The following is a 19854-nucleotide window of genomic DNA, read 5'->3' on the forward strand; positions in this document are numbered from 1 at the left end:
TTGCAAAATCCGCGCACACCTGTGCATCCCTAAAATTATCCCTTATATTTCCACCGCCCCTTATTATCAATTCTCGTCCTCACCTGGCAGCGAGGGGCAGCTGTTTTCCGATTAGTGCATGCTAAATTAAAATTTTTAGTTAAACATGCCCTATGCAGTTGATAAATTATGTTGGTTTATTGATGAAAGGAGGAAAAGAGAAGGTTAGTAAGTCCGAAGTTTGTGGTCTGAAGTCCGAAGGATTATGAGTTGGAGGTTTCGGGTTACGAGTTCTGTTTAATGGTTGGGATGAGTGCCTGGTGCTTACTTCTTAGGCCTAGTATCTTTTGCCTGTTATCTGACTAAAAGTTGCCCGGCCATGGAGGAGAGTAACACGAGGCCAGGGCTTTAAATGCGTTATAAAATATTGGTGCTAACGTTTATCTCACCCTATTTTTACTTCAACAGGTGTTTTGTTAATGAGGTTATCCAATACGGGACTGCGCTGTGCCATTATGGTTTTCCATTGCTCAAGTGTTTCGGGAGTGGCACTGGAAACGGGGTGCAGCTCAATGGTGATGCCCTGGTAGCCGGCCCGGTCATCGGTGGGCATACCAAACAGTTTCATGGGGTTGAGGTCACCGGTAATTTTTATCTTCAGGTCGCTTAGTTCCATATTCAGTTCCTGTGCTACTTTGAACGCCATAATATGCATGCAGCCGCTTAAACCGCACAAGAGGTATTCTACCGGGTTGGGTGCCTCGTCGGTACCGCCCAACTGGCTGGGTTCATCAATCAACACCTTAAACTGGCGAACTTGTACTTCTGACTGGGAACCCGATTTGGTTGTTGACTCCACATTGAAATTGATGGTTTGCACTTCCATTACTTCCATTTGAATAGTTTTTAATTTAATACTTTTGCAAAGCTATGTGTTTAGTAGGAGGCCATGCTCAGGCAGGCTGTGTATTAAACCATGATGAGGGGTGTAATTTTACACCTGTTTAACGATTGGCACATATGGAAATAATCTATCCAACGGGCAGCAGCTGTATTGAACAGCTTAAGCATGATGAAAAGGATGAACTGTTTGGTTCGGCCCAAATGCTCAACTTTAAAGCGGGCGAGGTGGTGATACGAAAAGGCTCACCGGTGCACGATCTGTACCTTTTGCAAACGGGTACTGTGGAGCTGGCTTTGGACGACACGCACAGCCGGCAGTCGCTTATGCTGCTGTTTTCTGGCGAAATTATAGGCGTTAACTGTGCTTACTCAACCATGCATTATCGCTTCTCGGCCCGGGCGCTGAGTGATTGCCAGGTGCTCATCATCAATTATCAGTTGTTTACCCGGTTGCTGGAGAGTAACCCACGCTTTTCCATGTCTTTTATCCAGTACATATCCATGGTGAATGAAAATTTTCTTAACTGGCACATGAAGCTCACTGAACGTAATTCGGCAGGAGCACTGGCCTTTTTGTTAAGTGAGTTTGTAAAAAACTATGGGCAACATACTTTTGAAATTCCCCTCACCAGGAGCGATATGGCCAGGGTCATTGGCTTCTCGAAAGAAAGTGTGTTAAAGAATCTGGCCGACTTCAGAAAGCAAGGCATAGTAGAAAGCGATGGGAAGAAGATAACGATTCTGGACTATAGCCGTCTTCAGGATATTTCTGTGTATGGCTAAAGCAAATAATTGTAAGCCTCCGGATGTTAGAAGTTGTAGCCAGGTTTGGTCTGAATAGTATAGTTGACTACGATTAAAAGCCAATACCTACATGCAAGCCAAGGCTGATATGTATATCTTCCGGATCGTAGGCTACTTCAAACACGGGGCCAATATGTAGATTGTTAATTTCCCACTCATACGAGGTTTCAAAGTGCAGGGCAAATGCGCTGTGGTCGCTCTCTCCGTCTTCAAAAGTGATGCCTGGTGATAGATTGATAACAAGTCGATCCGTAGGTCGGTACGAACCTACAATGCCAAAGGTATTGTGTCCATGGTCGTCGAAAATACGCTCATAACCGAGGCCAATGCCAAAGGGAGAGTGAGGCTTCATACGTATGTAATGCAGGTGGAGTCCGTAAGCCAGCTCTTTTTCATTGATAAAATACACAGGAGCATTTGCTATGCCTAGCTCATTTATATGATGATGGTGATGGTGTGCGTCATGCTCATTACTTTGGGCGCTGGCCTGCCATAGTATTAAATGTAGTAAAAGTATAAGTACATAGCGGTTATTAATCATGTTCAGGTGTTTTAGTTCTGGTTACTCTTATTAACCATTCAATCAGGCAATTTGTTGTGTATTGCTATTGTGTTATTACTCATCATATAGCATTGATATTTCTGGAGCTTGTTCATAAGCCTGTTGAAAATTTAAGGTAAAAATATGAAACCTTTGATCTTTTTTTAACGTTTGCGAAATGATAACATAATTTAAATCTCACAATTTATGGACGGAAAACAATTGATTGCCATCATGGCAATTTTACTGTCGGGCTTATTCTATAGCTGCAGCAGTGATGAGGTACCTGCAAACGGAACCTTAAAGGTTCACCTGACGGATGCACCATTCCCAACGGACTTGGTGACCGAGGCGAACGTAACGATTAACAAAATTGAAATCAGGAAGAAAGATGATTCGCAAGGCAGTCCGTTTATCACTTTAAGCGAAGAGGTGATGGACTTTAACATGCTGGATTTGACCAATGGCGTAACAGCCGGACTGGTAGACTTGCCTATTGAGGCTGGTGAATATGATCTGGTACGCCTGTATGTAAGCGATGCCGGCATCAAGCTGAAAGATGGCAGCGAGTACACCCTCAAAATACCGAGTGGCGCCGATTCTGGTATCAAGGTATTTATTAGCCCTTCATTGGTGGTAAAAGGAGGCTTAACAACTGAGCTATTACTCGATTTGGATGTTAGCAAATCATTTGTGCTTAATGGCGATGCGAGTTCACTGGAAGGAATTCAGGGTTTTAACTTCACACCGGTTATTAAGGCTGCTAATCTGTCAACTACTGGTCGTTTGGTAGGGTATGTAAAAGATGCTGAAGATGTACCGGTTGAGGGAGTTCAGGTAACAGTGAAGTCCGGTGAAGAAGTGTATACCACTACCTTTACTGATGCTGAAGGTAATTACGCTGTATTAGGTGTTGATGCTGGATTGTATACCCTGGTATTTGAGAAAGAAGGCTATCAGACCATCACCACTGATGAAGCTGAGGTATTTGCAGCAAATAAGACAACTGTAGATGCACAAGTGGCAGCAGTAGAGATTACTGAGTAGAGATACCATTATTAGGTTTAAAAATTACACGGGGAATCCAACAGGATTCCCTGTTTTGTTGTATGAGTACTTTATTTATCTGTAATGGTTTAGAAAAACCCAGTTGTATTCTCATACTTTTTTGCCAGAGGTATTTAGCTGAACCTTCTGATTAAATATTATCCAACAGGTGCTTACTGTTTAATTGCTTCTTTAGTTTTTTATGATTTTGCCAGAAGCGAGTATCTATCTCCCGCATGCAGGTTTTAAATTCGGGCATGTACCGGATATTATCAAACAGGGGGTCGTGAGGCGTAAACAGAGGCACCCATATTTGCAGTTGCTCTTGCTGGGTAAACTGCTGAAGCTGCTCAATAGCCTTGCTGTTCTGGTTCAGATAGGCATAGTAGCTGGCCCAAAAGAGGTGACGATACACTGACTGGTCCTGTTCAATAAATGCTTTGAAGCGTGTCACTAACTCATCGGCTTTGTCTGTCTGTCCCAGCTGGCGGTAGGTATAGGCCATGTCAATGTTTTTATGCGGATAGGGGTCCATCCTGAGGTGGTGGCATATCTGCAGGTAGCGATCGAAATAGCTTCGGGCTTCCTCCCAGTTACGTTGGTAGAAGTTAACGTTGCCCAGCTCAATCAGTATGTCGAAGCGGGTGCTGTCATTACCAAGTGCTTTATGCAGCATGGCCTCTGTTTCCTTGATGTCCTGGTTTTTAGCATATACAATGTAGGCTTTTACATACTCTGAAATGCTGTTGTCAGGGTTGTAACTCAATGATTTGTTGATGCTTTTAATGGCTTCATCCACAAAGCCGTTTTGCACCAATGCATTGCTCAGGTGCAGGTAAATATAGCTGGCCGTGTTGGAGTCGTTGGCATGTATATCAAGGTTAATGCCCATTAGCGCATACTCCAGGTATTTGCCGGTGTTGGGGATATGATTGGTGTAAATGTCCGACAGGGTGTTGATGACAGTAGCCGAATTGGGATTATACTCCAGTGCCTTTTCGAGGTACTCCAGCGCCTGGTGTACATCGTTGTTTTGCAGGTAATAGAGGGCTTTCCCGGTAAGGGCGGGCGCCAGCTGAGGGTTGAGCAGCAGGGCTTTGTCGGCGTAATAGATAAGTGAATCGCCCAGTGTTGTGTTGGGCACATAGCGGTCTTTGTAGTAATAGGCAATGGACAACACGCCATGAGCAAGTGCAAAGTACTCATCCTCATTCACCGCCTTTCGCAGCAGGGCAATGCCATTATTTAATCCATCGTTGGTTTCCTTGTGCAGCTGGTCAAGCCCTTTCAGGTAATAGTCGTAGGCCACCAGGTTACTGGTGGGTGCCTGGTTCAGTCGTTCCTGTTCCTCAGGACTGATGGTTAGTTCAATGGCTGAGGTGATTTTTTCGGCTACCTCCAGTTGCAGCGCAAATATGTTGTCCATTTGCTGGTTGTATTGTTCGGCCCATAAATGGTCATCAGTAGTGGCATCAATTAGCTGAACACTCAGCAGTATCTCGTTCCCCTGCTTCTGTCCGCTGCCTTCCAGTATGTAGCGCACCCCCAGTTCACTGGCTATCTCAGGTAGCGTGAGTTCACTATTACGATACTTCTCTACCGAGGTGCGACTCACCACCTTTAAGCCCTGCAATGCCTGCAGCTTATTCAGGATAGACTCCATAAGGCCATTGACAACATACACATTGCTTGAGTCGTTACTGTCGTTGATAAACGGCAGTACTGCAATGGATTTATCACCGATAAGTTGCTTTTGGCGAGGTGTAAAAAGGATGAATGCCACTGTTAACAATGCCACAGTGGCTGTAATCCATATCCAGGTGCGCGATGGTTTAGTTGGAAGAGTGGCTGAGGACCCGGTTTCCACTTGGTGCTGACCGGCTTCACCCGGTGGATAGCCGTACTGTTCCCTGAAACATTTAATGAAATAGGAAGTGCTGTTGAAGCCAACCATATACGTTACTTCCGAAACGGTTTTGCTCTCTGTCAGCAAGAGGTTCATGCCCTCTTCCAGGCGTATGTTGCGAATAAACTGACTGGCTGAGCAGCCTTGCTCTTTTTGTATCCGACGAAGCAGATTGGAACGGCTCATGCCGGCTTCGGCAGCCAGTTCGGATACCCCAAAGTGCTCATCCGACAGGTTGGCCATCACCAGCTCCTTCAGTTGATTGATAAAGGCTTCGTCCATTATAGGGTGGTGTTTAGTTACAACAGCAGGCAAGATACAAATTAATATGTAGGAGGTGCAGTTCCAAACGGATTGTTTTAAACTGGAGGTAAGCTTTGGTTGAATCCCACAATTCCTGATCAAAATTCAGGGGCGTATTGTGCAATCTTTTTTAACCCAAATCACTCTTTTGCATCATAATCAATACCCGTGCGTCATAGTTTACATGTGTGCGGCAAAGCTTATGTAATTGGCTGCATGGCTGATAGGCTTTGCGTCGCATCTTGTGGCAACTTTACATTGTCAAATTGATTTACAAATCACCTCCGTTGAGGGATAAAATTTTGAGCTATGAAAACGAACAAGAATCTTAATCTATTAATGGTATCAAGGATGATGGTATTAAGTTTTATTTTAATGAGTGCATGCACTTCAAAAGGACAAAGCAATAAGGTCTCAGAACAAGCTGAAAAACCAGCTAAGGTAATGGATATTCATGCTGCTGCATTTATGGGTGATGTAAAGGCCATCAACTACCATATTAAAGCAGGAACTGATCTAAATCAAAAGGACGAATATGGTTCAACACCTCTGATTATTGCCACTACCTTCAACAGGGTGGAGGCAGCAAAAGCACTCATTGATGGTAAGGCTGACCTGAATCTTAAAAGTAAGGATGGATCAACGCCTTTGCATGTGGCCGCTTTCTTTTGCCGTACCGAAATTGTAGAATATTTACTGGACAATGGAGTCGATAAAAACCTGACTGACAGCTATGGTTCTACGCCATTGCAATCGGTAGCCGGTGCATTCGCTGAGGTTAAGCCTATCTATGAACAAATCAACCGCGACCTGGGACCTTTGGGGCTGCGACTAGATTACGAGGAGCTGGAAGCCACTCGGCCAAAGATTGCTGAATTATTGAAATAGTGGATTAGTAAAAAACAATATAGCCATGGAAACAACAGCACGAAGATATGATATTGACTGGTTGAGGGTAATTGCGATAGGCTTGCTGCTTATTTATCACGCAGCCATTGTGTTTCAGCCCTGGGGTGTATTCATCGGTTTTATTCAAAGCAATGATAGTATGGACAGTTTATGGATACCAATGTCAATGCTGAATGTATGGCGAATACCGCTTCTGTTTTTTGTATCGGGTATGGGTGTATACTTTTCAATGCGCAAGCGCTCGTGGAAACAGTTGCTCACCGAGCGCAGCTGGCGCATATTGCTGCCTTTTATATTTGGTATGCTGGCGATAGTGCCCTTGCACCAGTTTATATGGCAGGATTATTACAGTCAGGCTATCAGCTATATGCCGGGTCGTGGACATTTATGGTTTTTGGGAAATATCTTCTGCTATGTGGTGCTGTTGTTGCCGGTGTTCTATTACCTTCTGCGTAAGCCAGATAGTTTGGCTGTGCGTTTCATAAGAAAGGTGATGACTCACCCGGCAGGGGCGCTTATGGTGGCGCTGCTTATCATGCTCGAAACCATATTGGTTAGTCCACAATCGTATGAGCTCTATGCCCACACCTGGCACGGGTTCTACATGGGTTTATTAGCTTTTTTATTTGGCTTTCTAATGGTTTGGGTGGGGCAGCCATTCTGGGATAGCATTCTAAAATGGCGTTGGTTGTACCTGGCATCGGCAGGCATTCTGTTTGGTGTTCGCTGGCTGGTGTTTGAACTACAACCACCACTTTACTTGTTTCCCATAGAAACAACGGCCTGGATATATACGGTGTTCGCGTTTGGGTACCGTTATCTGAACCGCCCTGGCCAGGTACTCAAGTATCTCAGTAAGGCCGCTTACCCGGTTTATATATTGCACATGGTGTTTTTGTATATGGGTGCGACGTTTGTTTTGCCAATGGATGTGCCGCTATTGATAAAATTTTTAGTTGTTACACTTATTAGTTTATTGGGCAGCCTTTTAGTGTTTGAGTTGTTTATTCGCCGTACCTGGTTAATAGGTGTTCTGTTTGGATGCAGGCGTCGGCCAGTAAATAATTATAAGGTACCAGCACCCTGCATCAGCTCTGAAGGCAACTAATTACTGTGGCGATACTCTGCGGGGCTTACACCTGTTTTCTTCTTAAACACTTTGCTGAAATGCTGTGGATACTCAAAGCCCAGTGAGTAGGCAATCTGGCTCACCGGCTCGGTGGTGTTTAGGAGGTTTGTTTTGGCCCTGTCAACAATGAAATTATGAATGTGCTCCTGGGTATTTCTCCCGGTTTCCTTTTTCAGCAGGTCACTGAGGTAATTGGCCGACAGGTTAAGCTCTGCCCCGCAGTATTTGACTGTGGGCAGACCTGTTTCAAGCGGTTTGTCCGAGGCATAGTATTCTTTTAAGAGCCTTTCGAAACGGCTGATGGTATCCTTATTTAAATTCTCGCGTGTGTAAAACTGTCGGTCATAGAAGCGGGTGCAGTAATCCAGCATCAGCTCAATGTTGGAGATAATCAGCTTTTGACTGTGCTTATCTATATTGGCCCTGTATTCGTGGATGATTTTATCCCGTATCTCGCCAATGGTTTGTTTCTCCATATCCGACAGGTGCAAGGCTTCATTTACCTCGTACGAAAAGAAACTGTAATCATCGATGTGCTGCCCCAGGTGCGAGCGGCGTATCAAATCCGGATGAAAGTTGAGCGACCAGCCACCCTTCATCTCATTCCTGTCCCACTCTTCTTCATGACCAAAATTAACGACCTGACCCGGTGCCATAAATATTAAAGTTCCCTCATGATAGTCATAGCTGCTGCGGCCATAGGAGAGGGAGCCTGACTTACACATCTTAAACATCACCTGGTACAAATTAATCGAAAGATTCTTCCCCGCAAACTCATGGTTGGGCGTTATTTCATCATGTTTATAAATGCTTACCAATGGATGCCTGGGGGCTTCAAGTCCCATGTGCTGGTGGACTTCGGCGATGCTGTTTATGTGGATAATATCTTTCATGATGCGTGTAAATAGTCAGTGGTTGATGAGCTTCCAGTCGATAGCCTTTATATTATGCAACAATACTATTGATGTCCTTATTCTCCAGTATTTTTTTATCGCTGGCCTGCTGCACAAGCTGAATCATGGCTATTCCGATTTTTGTGGTTGAAGTTACGGAATTCATCTTTCGGAGCAAGGGGAAAAACGGACGGAAAAACAGGTAGAAAGCATTATACCAACTGGTGCGCGACTAATACCTTTTTCGGGGAGTATGGCACACGGCCTGAATGCATACGCGTCTTTAAAGCCCTTATTCAGAATCATGTTTTCGGTTTTGCCTTTAACACGGGCCCACATCACCCGGCCCTTTTCGCTGCTATCGGTACCGGCACCCGATACATAGCTGAAAACCATCTGTGGGTTGAGGCTGTAGAGGGTGTCTGCCAGTTCTTTGGTCATGGTGTAGGTTATCTCGGTATACTGTGCTTCACTTAGGCCTAATGCCGAAATACCCATGCAATGGAAACAGGCATCATAGCTGGCCAGCCTATCTTTTATTGCCGATAAATCGCTGAAATCCTTGTGGATGATTTCTTCCAGTTTAGGGTGATGAATGTAAACACTGCTTCGGTTAATGACCAGTATCTTGTTCACCACAGGGCTGTCGAGGCACTCCAGTAGGGCACCTTTACCCACCATACCAGTTGAACCGGTTATAATTACTTTCATTGCTTTTTTAGTTTGATACTGTTCTTAGTTGATTTTTAAAAACGGGTGTCAGGAACGTTAAAAAGACAATTGTAAACTTGTAATTCGTAAGAAAACACTCCACCTCAATCCTCTCCTACAAGGAGAGGAAGCCGCTACTTAACGAAAATATAATCTTACATTAGAGATAGTTGCCTTTTCGATAATGTCACTTTCTCCTTGAGGAGGATTTATTCCGCCAAAGCGGAAAGGCCGGGATGAGGTGATAATGTTAGTTTTGAAATTGCCTATCTTAATTTTCGGACAAGTTCTTCATAACTAGCAGTGCTTAGGCTAGCTCCAATATTTCGGTGATGACTTGTGTTGTATACTTTTCGCCAACACCCCAGTTGGTAGCCAGTCCATGGGCATTTTCAGCCAAATCGGCAATGGCGTTGCGTGGTATGTTGCCTTCTTCCAGCTTAACGGGCGTACCAATCTTTTTAAACCAGTCCTCCAGCGCTTGTATACCTGCGTCGGCACCTTCCACGCCAAATACTTCTTTAGCAAAGCGTTCGTATTGAGCCACGTTTTGCTGTTTGTGCCACTTCATCCAGGCTGGCAATACAATTGACAAGCCGGCACCGTGGGCAATATTAAACAAGGCCGACATGGCATGCTCCACAATATGCGTATCGTAAGAGTTGCCCTCAACACCTGTAAAGGTTGAACCGTTTAAGGCCTGTGTGGCCGCCCAGGCAAATTCGCCGCGGGCTTCATAATTATCCGGCTCTTCAAGTAATATTTCGGTTGTTCTGATAACGGTCCTTAATATATTCTCGATATGACCTTTTATGAATGTGGGTATATAGGAAGCCGAGAAATACAGGTCGAGGCAGTGGGCAAATATATCAGCGGCTGAATATACCAGGTACTCACGCGTAACCGTTGATTGCAGTTCAGGACTAATAACCGATACTTTGGGGAATAAGCTTGGAGCCATCAGGGCAAATTTCTCTTTGGTGGCTTCGTTCATTACCACTCCGCCATTGTTCATTTCGCTACCAGTGGCGGCCAGGGTAATAATGGAGAAGAGTGGCAGAGCTTCCTGTACAAAAGCCTTAAATACAAAGAAATCCCACACATCGCCATCGTATTTGGCACCGGCCGCAATGGCCTTAACAGAGTCGAGTACCGAACCACCGCCAACAGCTAGTATGCCATCCACCTGTTTCTCTTTGGCCAGCTGAATGCCCTCGTGCACTTTGCTCAACACCGGATTGCTCACAACGCCGCCCAGCTCTTCGTAACTTATGCCTTTTTCTTGTAATGAAGCCACCACACGGTCGAACAAGCCGGATTTTTTAATGCGCTCCGAACCGTAAACGATTAATACCTTACTGACGCCATATTCGGCGACATATTGGCCAATGTTATTTTCTTTACCCTGTCCAAACTCTATGCGAGTGGGATTGTAAAATGTAAAATCTTTCATTATTGTGTCTTTTAAGTGTTATGCAATTGATAATTCAAAAGTAGAGCACTGTCAATACAATAATTGAAATATATTACTGATTGATGTATACATTTTACTGATGATGTATCTTTCTTGAATTGAGGTGAATAAATATCTTCTGGGCTGGTGGTAAATGATTATCCAACGTATTGAGGTGTTTTTGGAGGTGATTTATAAGCGGTAAAACAGGAGGATTCTTAATAGTTGCAAGTTATTGATCTTCAATGGTGATTAATAAGCTGGAAAAACATGCCTACGTTTTGATCAAAACGTGCTTATGTTTTAAGTAAAACGTCACTACGTTTTTTCACAAACATCAGCATGTTTTAAAAACAGATGCATAAAACAACGAATAAAGGTTAGTCTATTGAGCAAGTAGCAAGGTGTATTTATCACTAAAGCGATGTTGCGCTTATTTTCATTGTTTAGTTATTTATAGCTGTTTTGATGCCCAAGGCTTCGAAGCTTATTTTATAGATATTGCCAAAGCCATTAAGTGGACTGTTGGCAGAAGACTTTAGTTCAGCTATGCTTTTTATTGGACTTTTCTGGTTGCCGCTTCGTTCGCTTGTAAAATAAAAATTGCGGGAGGCAGTATCCACAAATGGGCAGAAATCCAGTTTATCTGAGTTGATGGGGCTTCCCAGGTTGCGGGCTTGTGTCCAGTGGCCTAAGCTGTCCTTCTCGCTGATGTAAATGTCACCACCGCCCAATCCATCACTGCGGCCAAAGGAGCCAAACAGCAGGTAATCCTCATTGGGACTGATAAAAGCGTTAAACTCATACAGGGCCGAATTGACTTCTGCTGGCAGGGGCTTTGGAGTCTGGTAATGGCCATCAATCAGTTCCGACATAAAAATATCTTCACGCCCTATGCCATTGGGCCTTGTTGCTGTGAAATACAGGTTGCCATTGCGGCTCAGCGAGGGATAAAACTCATCGGCACGCGTGTTAATAAGCGAATCGATCGCCACCGGTGCCGACCAGCCATTATTCAGCCTGTCACTATACCAGATGTTATAATCCTTGCGCGTGGTGTCGTTAAAGATAGGTCTGTTGGATGCAAAAAACAGGCGCTGACCATCGTGACTGTAGAAGGGTTCAATATCCATGTATTCGCCTGAAATACTCATCAGGGCAGGTTCAGACCACTGTTCGCTCTTTTTGGTGAGTATTACTAGTCCACGGCGCGTTTGCTTATAATCGCCTAAGGTGTAAATAATTTCATCACCTTGGGGTGATATGGCGATGTCGCGTTCATAAAGCGACGTGGAGATAATGCCTTCACCCAATAGGCTGAGAGTGTCGGGTGCTGAGTTAATATCGACTATAGTTTGATTGACCGTATCAGACTGTTGCTGGCAACTTATGAGGGCCAGGCACAGAAGAAGCAGGAGTTTAATGTGTGAATGCATGTAATATGGGTTGGTGATTACTATTTTATTTCAATGGGTTCGCCCAGGAACTTCGGCTTTTTGCCAAAGGCTAGGTCCAGCAGCAGCTTAACCCGCGCCAAACGCTCTCGCAGCTTGGTTTTAAAACCATATCGCCGGCTGACATCTTTGGCATTATATCCTACGGCAGTGATGCCATTGTGCTTGGCCAGATAAATGGCGCGTTCGTTATGAAACTGCTGCGAAATGACTGTAATACTGGTTTGCCCAAATATTTCTTTACAGCGCACCACCGAATCCAGGGTGCGGAAACCGGCGTAATCCAGAATAATTTTATCGGCCGGGATACCTTTGGTAATCAGGTCGTTTTTAATGGTGGTAGGTTCGTCGTATGTTGAACGCGAGTTGTCACCACTCACCAGAATATAATCTACCTTTTGAGCCTTGTAAAGACGCACGGCCGCCTCAATACGATAGGTGTAGTAAAGGTTGGTGTGGCCATTGGAAAGCACTTTGCCGGTACCCAGCAGTAGTCCCACTTTATTGTGTGGGATTTCGTTGCTTGCGTTGTACAATTTATCCTTTGCTGAATGCTCCACCAGCCAGTTGGCACCAAAGATGCTTAGGAGACTAAGGATGGCTATGATGATGGCCATTTTGATGACTGTTAACAGGTAGGGCATATTTGTGTATTTTAATGATTCCACCATTGCTCATTCTCAATGGCCTGGCTCTGGCTTATTTCTTCTTCGCTGAAGGTAATGGTTTCTTTAGGATATGCGGATATGTTGCTATTGAAAGATTTGGGTACAACAATGAAGGTGTTGAGGTGAGTCAGTACATATGAGTGCCATCCTTGGTTGATATACTTGTTATTGAAGAGGTAGAACTCGTTTTCCAGATGCCTGAATAAGTCATTACGAGGGCAGGGGGGGATTTGCAGTCCCCAGCTGCAATATTTAGGTGCTGTCTTTCCGTATTCCTGCCAGGTGCCCTTAAACACATTTACCCCTTCGTCGCTATACCAGCCAGGAAACTGTTGAAAACCCTCATCGGTTTTGTCAAACATGCTTTGCAGCGTACCTGTAAATCGTCCCACGTGGTTTTGGGTGGAATCTTCGTTGAGTTCATAAGTGGCCGTTATGATGCCATACGAGTTGTAGGGCTCGTCGCACGCTGCTTTAACAATCTTAATTTTCGAAAGCTGCAGGTAACCTTTAAAATCACAAATATTTGAGTGTACTTTTGATTTTCCAATGGCCTGATAGGTGGAGTCATTAAGCTGTGTGATAGCCGTGAAACGCACTTGTATCCGCTGGTTGTTGTCACCTATTGTACCCTGAAAGGTTTTATGGAGCCAGATTTCTGAGAAATCATGCCTGAGGTACTCTATTGTTTTATCTTCATAACAGTCTTGTGCCTTCAAAGTAGGCCACGCTACCATTAGGATTATCAGTGAAAAGAGCTTTTTCATGGTGCTTTAAATAGTGTGACTGGTTAGTTGTTGAAGAGTTGCTTCCCACTGGTCAACCTCATGGTCGTCGAAGGGGCCTTGTGAGGACCGGAATCGGATGATGCCATCGCTGTCAATCACATATAGCCGCTCCGGCGAGCCGGCATAGAGTTCATCCACGGTATTGTGCATATCATCCAAAGCCACTGGCATGTGTATGTTTTGTGCTTTAATCCAGTCTCTTGCTACAGCAGCACGCCCGGCAAGTGTGGTTGGTTGGTCATACACCACATCATCCTGCAGATTAATGGGTATGAACCAGCTATTGACCGGATGCATTTCGTATACGTAAATGTGCAGAAAGGCCGCCTTGTTATGGTAAGCTTCATAGATGGCGTTTATCCGGCTGTTGTGTCTGCGAAACACGGGGCAGGTGTAGCTGCCCAAAACCAGTGCCAGGGGACGACCTTTATAGTCGGCCAGTGACACGGTTGACCCGCTTATCTCACCTTCCGTATTCATCATTGTCACAGAAAAGGCCGGAGCTTGCGAATTCAGTGTCGCCTTCATGCCGACTTCCCGCTGGTTGAGTCCGTTTTTTATTTGATGCCACTCCTCTTCGGTAAAACCAATGGCTTCTTCAAAAGCTGCCATGTCTTTCGATAATAACTCTCTTCTCAGTTCCTTTGTTAAATCGTCTTTTTTCATTGCGCCTTGTTATTGCCCGCCACGAAGTGAAGGATGTTAGCAGCCTGTTTCTTCCAGGCTGTTTCATTGTGTTGCTCGTGCTCGGCTTCTTTATATTGCAATTGCCAACCGTTATCAATCAGTAGTTGCTTCATGGCTCTCACATTGCTAACAGTTTCTTCGCCTTCAGCTCCACCAATATATAACCAAATTCTTTGGTGAGAGGAAGGTTCAATGGTATTCACCCAATCAAACATCATTTTGTTATCCCACCAGAGTGAAGGAGAAAGAATCAGCAAGTTTTGAAATGTTTCGGGATGGCGTAATCCGGCGTAAAGACTGATGAGACCACCTAGTGAGGAGCCACCCAATGAGGTGTGTTCAGCAGATGGATTGGTGCGATAAGTACTGTCGATATATGGTTTTAGTTGATTCAGAATAAAGTTTTCGTATAACGGTCCTTTTCCACCCATTGGAGGCTTGCTGGCATGAATAGTGGAGCCTTGTTTATCTTGTTGAAACGTAAAGTGAATACCGGCTCGCGGCAGGTAATACGATGTGTCAGACCGGGCTTCCAGTCGCTGCCATTCATCACTTCCCGGAATGATAACCAGTAAGGTGTCTGATTGTGTTTTTACTTGAAGTGCCTCGCCGGTATCAGTCTGGTAATGGCCAGCTACTTCATTCTTATTGTCAACTTTTATGAAGTTATATGACCAGTGCTGACGGGTTGGCGTGTATTCATCCATGCGATTGGAGGTGTTACCAATACCCACGATGATTAATGGAGCTATCTTGCCAGAAGTTATCAGATCCTCAGCTACTTCATCTAATCCCCATTCCTGACCAGTGCTGGCGGCATCAAACAGGTTCTGGCCATCGTGCATATACAATACATCGTAATGTTGGTTTGAGCTTTGATAGCCAGGCGGCAGGTATATAAAAATATCCCGCCTGGCTAGTTCTCCACTATCAAATTGACGCAATATGTCTACATTGCCTGTGATGCTCGAAGAAGGTTGAGGAGCCTGAGTATCCCATGATAGTTTAACAGTTTGTTGTTGGCCTTTATATAACACTAAACGATGATTGTGGCCGGTTTGCCATCCTTCTTCAGGGTGTCCTGCTCCTTCAGTTTTTATTTTGTAACTGAGTTCAAGGCTATCGCCCGCTATTGAGAAAGGTATTTTAAGTGAATAGATACCATCTGCATTAGTGGCATTAGCCAGATAGGTCTCTGACCAGCTAAGGGGTTGCTGGTCACCTCGTAATCCAACCTGGTCATTATCTGTACTAAACCATCCTTCAGCAATGGCCGGTCGCATATCCAGTTCAAAGGTGATAACTGTGGACTGACGCTTGCATGATAAGGCTACCATAAGCAGCACTAGTATTAAAATGGGATACTGTTTTAGTCTGATTGTCATTATTCAGTTTTATACTATAACCATCCTGACTGAAAAATAGTTGTGCTGTAAAGCCAGGACAGTCATGAATGTTATTTTTCATTTATTCTTGATTCTACTTAATGTTAAGTGGTATCTGGATGTTAAATGAGGCGCCGTCCTGGCGTGGGTTGATGTTAACCAGTGAGCAGGCTGCATATAATACCATTGGATTGCCGGCTTCATCCAGCAGTAGCTGGGGGCGCTCCAGTCGGTTTACTTTCACCATTTCGCCACTCTTTAGCTGCAATTCCTTTTTCATAAAGAAAGGATTGGCTGGTTGGGGCCAGTTAATGCCATCCTTCGATTCAAGCATGGCCAGCCCGGGCTCTACACCAGTTATTTGCCCTGAAAAGTCTTTGATAACAGCATAGAAACGTTCGCTTCTCTGGTGGTACCAAACAAACGGATCTTCGGCTGAGGCAATTTTACCATCGTCCATCATAACTTCAAAAATCACATTGTCGCTGGGTTGAAATGGTCCCAGGGGACTATCTGCAATAGCTACTCCGTGAACTCCTTTCCAGTGGGGATCAAAGATATTGCCTTTAAAATACAAAAGGTATTTACCGTCGGAGGGACGTTGCACCACCGATGGGTTCACCACAATAATATTATCAGGTTTAGCCACTGTACCTTCTGGCGATGGATTTACCACATTATCGGCTTTAACGCGGGTGCGAGGACTGAGTATCGGGGTGTTTGGGCGTTTGAAATTACTGGCTAACAGGTCTTCGAAACAATCAAACTCAATTACACCAATGCATTGCATCTGTTGAACACGGTTACGCTGATTGAGGTTTTCCCCTTTCGAGCCCTCGGGCTGTACCCCCGGCTCCTTTGAACCAACATAATACAGGTAGTACTTACCGTTAAACTTTTTGAGGTGAGGATTGGTCACCATTTGTGCATCCCAGGCATCGGTGTCGCCTCCAAACCGTCTGCCTTGCAGGATGATCTTTTGAAACTCAAAGCCTTTATCTGGATAGTCCGAAACTGCATAGCCCAGCTTTGAGTGCAATACCCATGAGTCAGTAAACTGTGGGATGGAGTCACCACATTCCCAGGTGTTATAAATCATATGGTATCGGCCATCATCACCTTTAAGTACACTGCCTCCCCATATGAAACGGTTGGGATCGTTTAATGCAGATGGCCCCTTAAGGATATCGCCATCAATAAATGCATCAACAGGCAAAGGGTGTATTTGGATGCTTTGTTGTTCGGGTGTACTACAGCTCCAACATATGCAGGATACTATAGTCATTATAGTTAACGTACTGATTTGTTTTAACATGTAGCTTTGTGGTTAAGTATTTCTTCACCTTCCTTTCTACCAAAATACGACCAAATTTTCTGATAGATTCTATCATCAGATGATTTAACTGGTAGAGGGGTGATTTTCTCAACTCATAGTTAACGTTATCTTAATATGATAACATTAACTATTGATTTTGGTTATGTAAACTTCACTTGGTGTTAAAGTCTTCCCCCTGGCGCCACTCTATATTTGCCATCAAATTTTTTAACCTACAACAATAATGAGAACAATCAAATGGTTCGCCATACTGGCGATATCGCTAATCAATCTTTCGGCCTTAGCACAAAGCGGTTATGTTCATGGCCGCATCACCGATTCAAAAAACTACCCCTTACCGGGTGCTGCCGTCTATTTGCATAACCATGCGGAAATAGGTACTATAACTGATATTAATGGGTTTTATCGTATCAAGAACCTCAAGGATGGTGATTACACGATTAAAGTCAATTACATTGGTTTTAAAGAAGCTGTTGCTGCCATAACCATTGCCAATGGAGAGGGGGCCGAAGCCAATTTTATATTGAATGAAGGTATTGAACTACAAGAAATCAAAATTAACGGGCAGCTGCAAGGACAAACCAAAGCCCTGAATCAGCAAAAGAACAGTATTAAGATTACAAATGTTATTGCATCTGATCAGGTTGAACGGTTTCCCGATTCAAACATAGGAGATGCATTGAAGCGAATACCTGGTATTAATGTGCAGTACGATCAGGGTGAAGCCCGCTTTGGAAATATACGTGGTACAGCACCCGACTTAAATTCGGTAACTATTAATGGCGAACGAATTCCATCCGCTGAAGCTGAAACACGCTCGGTTCAGCTTGACCTGATTCCTGCCGATATGGTGCAGTCGATTGAAGTAAGTAAAGTTGTTACAGCGGATATGGAAGGCGATGCCATTGGCGGTTCGGTTAACTTGGTGACCCGTTCAAAGCCCGTCGACAGACGAATTTCCGGAACAGTTGGTAGTGGCTATAACTTTTTGTCCCAGAAACCCATGGCAGTAGGATCTATTGTGTATGGCGATCGTTTTATTAACAATAAGCTGGGTATGGTTCTTTCAGGCTCTTATTTTAACCATCAGCTGGGCTCCGACAATATTGAGGCTGAGTGGGAAGATGATGGCAATATGAAAGATTTTCAGATACGCACATACGAGGTGCAAAGGGAGCGCCAGAGTTACTCTGCTTCGTTTGATTTTAACATTAACGATAAGCATTCGCTAGACCTGAAAGGTATATACAACCGTCGTAAAGACTGGGAAAACCGTTATCGACTGCGTTATAAGGATATTGAACAGGATGATAATGGTAATTGGGTAAGTGAAATTCGACGTCAGACGAAGGCGGGTACTTCAGATAATAAATATGCCCGCCTTGAAGATCAAACGACAATGAACTTTTCATTGGGTGGCGAACACCATTTTGGTATACTAACGGCCGATTGGAAAGCGGCATACTCCAAAGCCAAGGAGGAGCGGCCCAATGAGCGCTATTTGAGCATGCGTTACAAAGATGCAAGCATTGAACAGGAGCTGGGCGATACTAAAAAGCCTAATGTAATGGTGAATACACCTGAAGCCAAAGATTTGAATAGTAACTGGGGATTTAAAGAACTGACGGAGGAGTTTCAGTTCACCGATGATATTGATAAAACATTCAGTACAAATTTTGAACTACCAACAACCGGTAGCTCCAACCTGAAATTTGGTTTTAAGTATAAGAGTAAGGAGAAGAAGCGCGACAATAAATTTTACGAGTACGAGCCTGTTGATGAAGATGCGTTTATTGCCCAGGCTACCAGCGGAGCCAATATAGCTGATGAAACCAGAGATAATTTCAGAGCAGGTGATTATACCGCTGGCAGCTTTGTTACCAAAGAATTTGTGGGAGGTCTGACTCTGGATGGGGCCGATTTTGAAGGTGAAGAAAACAAGGAAGAAACTGCCGGTAATTTCAATGCCAAAGAAGACGTATATGCAGGATACTTCCGCTGGGATCAAACCATTACTTCGCAATTAACGGCTGTTGCCGGTATCCGATATGAGTATACCAATGTTGAATATGCTGGCTTTATATTTGATCCGGACGGAATTGGTGAAGGCATTCCTACTGGCACTCAAACCAGTGATTATGCCAATCTGCTGCCCAGTGTATTATTGAAATACGACATTTCTGAGCTAACCAAGCTTAAGGCTGCCTGGACCAATACACTGGCTCGTCCGCGTTATTTCGACCTGGTACCCTATGAAATCTACAACCGCGAAGACGAAGAGCTGGCTGTTGGTAATTCGAAGCTTAATGCCACCAGTTCAATGAATTTCGACCTGATGCTGGAGCATTATTTCCAATCAATCGGAGTTGTTTCGGCAGGTTTGTATTACAAAGGAATTTCTGATTACATTGCTAATCAAAGAACCAATGAGATGATTGACGGCAGTGAATGGCGGGTTTACCAGCCTATTAATGCCGGGGATGCCGATTTATTTGGCTTCGAAGCTGCTTTTCAGCGCCAGTTTAATTTCTTGCCTGGTTTCTTGAAGAATATAGGATTATATGCCAATTATAGCTACAATTATAGCAAGGTGAATAATGTTAAGCTTGAAGACCGTGAAAACGAGGAACTAGAATTACCCGGTACACCAGAGCACACCTTAAATGCCTCCCTATTCTACGAAAGCAAGAAGTTGACATTGAGGGCATCGTTGAACTATGCCAGTGATTTTCTGGATGAATACGGGAGTGAGGCCTTTGAGGATCGTTATTACGACAAAGCAACACATGTTGACCTGAGTGGCTCATACGACTTGAGTAAAAACCTGAAAATATTTGCAGAGGTCAATAACTTATTGGATCAACCGTTACGTTACTATCAGGGCGATGAGCAATACACCATGCAAGCTGAATATTATGGTGTGCGTATGCAGGGAGGTATTCGTTTTAACTTTTAATT

Annotated in this window: 17 protein-coding genes; 5 read left to right on the forward strand and 12 right to left on the reverse strand. The window is 44.2% G+C overall.

The features are described from left to right. Nucleotides 1–424: 424 nt before the first annotated feature. Nucleotides 425–874, reverse strand: a complete 450-nt coding sequence (locus KDU71_RS19650; protein ID WP_244828610.1) for an OsmC family protein — start codon at nucleotides 872–874, stop codon at nucleotides 425–427. A 125-nt stretch (nucleotides 875–999) separates the two neighbouring features. On the opposite strand from KDU71_RS19650, the gene KDU71_RS19655 reads away from it, so the two are divergent. Further along, complete coding sequence (locus tag KDU71_RS19655; protein WP_212192821.1) at nucleotides 1000–1665, forward strand: Crp/Fnr family transcriptional regulator; 666 nt, start codon at nucleotides 1000–1002, stop codon at nucleotides 1663–1665. A gap of 73 nt (nucleotides 1666–1738) precedes the next feature. On the opposite strand, the gene KDU71_RS19660 is transcribed toward KDU71_RS19655, so the two are convergent. Beyond that, on the reverse strand, nucleotides 1739–2227 hold the full coding sequence (locus tag KDU71_RS19660) for a hypothetical protein (protein ID WP_212192822.1): 489 nt from the start codon (nucleotides 2225–2227) through the stop codon (nucleotides 1739–1741). A gap of 207 nt (nucleotides 2228–2434) precedes the next feature. On the opposite strand from KDU71_RS19660, the gene KDU71_RS19665 reads away from it, so the two are divergent. Continuing rightward, nucleotides 2435–3274, forward strand: coding sequence for a DUF4382 domain-containing protein (locus KDU71_RS19665; protein WP_212192823.1), 840 nt, complete (start codon nucleotides 2435–2437; stop codon nucleotides 3272–3274). Between the two features lie 151 nt (nucleotides 3275–3425). Here the strand turns inward: KDU71_RS19665 and KDU71_RS19670 are convergent, their stop codons facing one another. Then, on the reverse strand, nucleotides 3426–5462 hold the full coding sequence (locus tag KDU71_RS19670) for a helix-turn-helix domain-containing protein (RefSeq protein WP_212192824.1): 2037 nt from the start codon (nucleotides 5460–5462) through the stop codon (nucleotides 3426–3428). 330 nt (nucleotides 5463–5792) lie between these two features. Here KDU71_RS19670 and KDU71_RS19675 point away from each other — a divergent pair, with 330 nt between their 5' ends. Further along, complete coding sequence (locus KDU71_RS19675; RefSeq protein ID WP_212192825.1) at nucleotides 5793–6371, forward strand: ankyrin repeat domain-containing protein; 579 nt, start codon at nucleotides 5793–5795, stop codon at nucleotides 6369–6371. A gap of 25 nt (nucleotides 6372–6396) precedes the next feature. Further along, nucleotides 6397–7500 (forward strand): acyltransferase family protein, encoded by a 1104-nt coding sequence (locus KDU71_RS19680; RefSeq protein ID WP_212192826.1) that lies wholly within the window; start codon nucleotides 6397–6399, stop codon nucleotides 7498–7500. Here KDU71_RS19680 and KDU71_RS19685 read toward each other — a convergent pair. The 9 genes from KDU71_RS19685 to KDU71_RS19725 form a co-directional block, all read right to left on the reverse strand. Continuing rightward, a complete protein-coding gene (locus KDU71_RS19685; RefSeq protein ID WP_244828612.1) occupies nucleotides 7497–8414 on the reverse strand; it encodes a helix-turn-helix domain-containing protein in 918 nt (305 codons plus the stop codon). The genes KDU71_RS19680 and KDU71_RS19685 overlap by 4 nt on opposite strands. Before the next feature lie 162 nt (nucleotides 8415–8576). Continuing rightward, nucleotides 8577–9125, reverse strand: coding sequence for an NAD-dependent epimerase/dehydratase family protein (locus KDU71_RS19690; protein WP_212192827.1), 549 nt, complete (start codon nucleotides 9123–9125; stop codon nucleotides 8577–8579). A 307-nt stretch (nucleotides 9126–9432) separates the two neighbouring features. Then, nucleotides 9433–10578 (reverse strand): iron-containing alcohol dehydrogenase, encoded by a 1146-nt coding sequence (locus KDU71_RS19695; RefSeq protein ID WP_212192828.1) that lies wholly within the window; start codon nucleotides 10576–10578, stop codon nucleotides 9433–9435. A 446-nt stretch (nucleotides 10579–11024) separates the two neighbouring features. After that, nucleotides 11025–12014: a TolB-like translocation protein gene (locus KDU71_RS19700; RefSeq protein WP_212192829.1), complete on the reverse strand. Its 990-nt coding sequence runs from the start codon at nucleotides 12012–12014 to the stop codon at nucleotides 11025–11027. Between the two features lie 20 nt (nucleotides 12015–12034). Continuing rightward, nucleotides 12035–12676, reverse strand: a complete 642-nt coding sequence (locus KDU71_RS19705; protein WP_244828614.1) for a SanA/YdcF family protein — start codon at nucleotides 12674–12676, stop codon at nucleotides 12035–12037. Between the two features lie 11 nt (nucleotides 12677–12687). Then, nucleotides 12688–13467 (reverse strand): hypothetical protein, encoded by a 780-nt coding sequence (locus tag KDU71_RS19710; RefSeq protein ID WP_212192830.1) that lies wholly within the window; start codon nucleotides 13465–13467, stop codon nucleotides 12688–12690. 6 nt (nucleotides 13468–13473) lie between these two features. Continuing rightward, entirely contained in the window at nucleotides 13474–14154 is a 681-nt protein-coding gene (locus KDU71_RS19715; RefSeq protein WP_212192831.1) for a deiodinase-like protein, read from the reverse strand. Beyond that, nucleotides 14151–15560 carry an alpha/beta hydrolase gene (locus tag KDU71_RS19720; RefSeq protein WP_212192832.1) on the reverse strand — a complete coding sequence of 470 codons (1410 nt, stop codon included), beginning with the start codon at nucleotides 15558–15560 and terminating at the stop codon, nucleotides 14151–14153. Before KDU71_RS19720 ends, KDU71_RS19715 begins: the two co-directional genes overlap by 4 nt. A 94-nt stretch (nucleotides 15561–15654) precedes the next feature. After that, on the reverse strand, nucleotides 15655–16875 hold the full coding sequence (locus KDU71_RS19725) for a glycoside hydrolase family protein (protein WP_212192833.1): 1221 nt from the start codon (nucleotides 16873–16875) through the stop codon (nucleotides 15655–15657). Between the two features lie 244 nt (nucleotides 16876–17119). On the opposite strand from KDU71_RS19725, the gene KDU71_RS19730 reads away from it, so the two are divergent. Then, the gene (locus KDU71_RS19730) at nucleotides 17120–19852 is read left to right on the forward strand and encodes a TonB-dependent receptor (protein ID WP_212192834.1); all 2733 of its coding nucleotides are present in this window, start codon (nucleotides 17120–17122) and stop codon (nucleotides 19850–19852) included. The last annotated feature ends 2 nt before the right edge of the window (nucleotides 19853–19854 follow it).

The sequence above is a fragment of the Carboxylicivirga sediminis genome (genome assembly GCF_018156225.1).
GTDB classification, from domain to species: Bacteria; Bacteroidota; Bacteroidia; order Bacteroidales; family Marinilabiliaceae; genus Carboxylicivirga; species Carboxylicivirga sediminis.

Excerpts from the sequence above, each read along its gene's own strand:
- KDU71_RS19650 (WP_244828610.1), bottom strand. The coding sequence starts at position 874 with ATGGAAGTAATGGAAGTGCAAACCATCAATTTCAATGTGGAGTCAACA.
- KDU71_RS19655 (WP_212192821.1), top strand. The coding sequence starts at position 1,000 with ATGGAAATAATCTATCCAACGGGCAGCAGCTGTATTGAACAGCTTAAG.
- KDU71_RS19660 (WP_212192822.1), bottom strand. The coding sequence starts at position 2,227 with ATGATTAATAACCGCTATGTACTTATACTTTTACTACATTTAATACTA.
- KDU71_RS19665 (WP_212192823.1), top strand. The coding sequence starts at position 2,435 with ATGGACGGAAAACAATTGATTGCCATCATGGCAATTTTACTGTCGGGC.
- KDU71_RS19670 (WP_212192824.1), bottom strand. The coding sequence starts at position 5,462 with ATGGACGAAGCCTTTATCAATCAACTGAAGGAGCTGGTGATGGCCAAC.
- KDU71_RS19675 (WP_212192825.1), top strand. The coding sequence starts at position 5,793 with ATGAAAACGAACAAGAATCTTAATCTATTAATGGTATCAAGGATGATG.
- KDU71_RS19680 (WP_212192826.1), top strand. The coding sequence starts at position 6,397 with ATGGAAACAACAGCACGAAGATATGATATTGACTGGTTGAGGGTAATT.
- KDU71_RS19685 (WP_244828612.1), bottom strand. The coding sequence starts at position 8,414 with ATGAAAGATATTATCCACATAAACAGCATCGCCGAAGTCCACCAGCAC.
- KDU71_RS19690 (WP_212192827.1), bottom strand. The coding sequence starts at position 9,125 with ATGAAAGTAATTATAACCGGTTCAACTGGTATGGTGGGTAAAGGTGCC.
- KDU71_RS19695 (WP_212192828.1), bottom strand. The coding sequence starts at position 10,578 with ATGAAAGATTTTACATTTTACAATCCCACTCGCATAGAGTTTGGACAG.
- KDU71_RS19700 (WP_212192829.1), bottom strand. The coding sequence starts at position 12,014 with ATGCATTCACACATTAAACTCCTGCTTCTTCTGTGCCTGGCCCTCATA.
- KDU71_RS19705 (WP_244828614.1), bottom strand. The coding sequence starts at position 12,676 with ATGCCCTACCTGTTAACAGTCATCAAAATGGCCATCATCATAGCCATC.
- KDU71_RS19710 (WP_212192830.1), bottom strand. The coding sequence starts at position 13,467 with ATGAAAAAGCTCTTTTCACTGATAATCCTAATGGTAGCGTGGCCTACT.
- KDU71_RS19715 (WP_212192831.1), bottom strand. The coding sequence starts at position 14,154 with ATGAAAAAAGACGATTTAACAAAGGAACTGAGAAGAGAGTTATTATCG.
- KDU71_RS19720 (WP_212192832.1), bottom strand. The coding sequence starts at position 15,560 with ATGACAATCAGACTAAAACAGTATCCCATTTTAATACTAGTGCTGCTT.
- KDU71_RS19725 (WP_212192833.1), bottom strand. The coding sequence starts at position 16,875 with ATGTTAAAACAAATCAGTACGTTAACTATAATGACTATAGTATCCTGC.
- KDU71_RS19730 (WP_212192834.1), top strand. The coding sequence starts at position 17,120 with ATGAGAACAATCAAATGGTTCGCCATACTGGCGATATCGCTAATCAAT.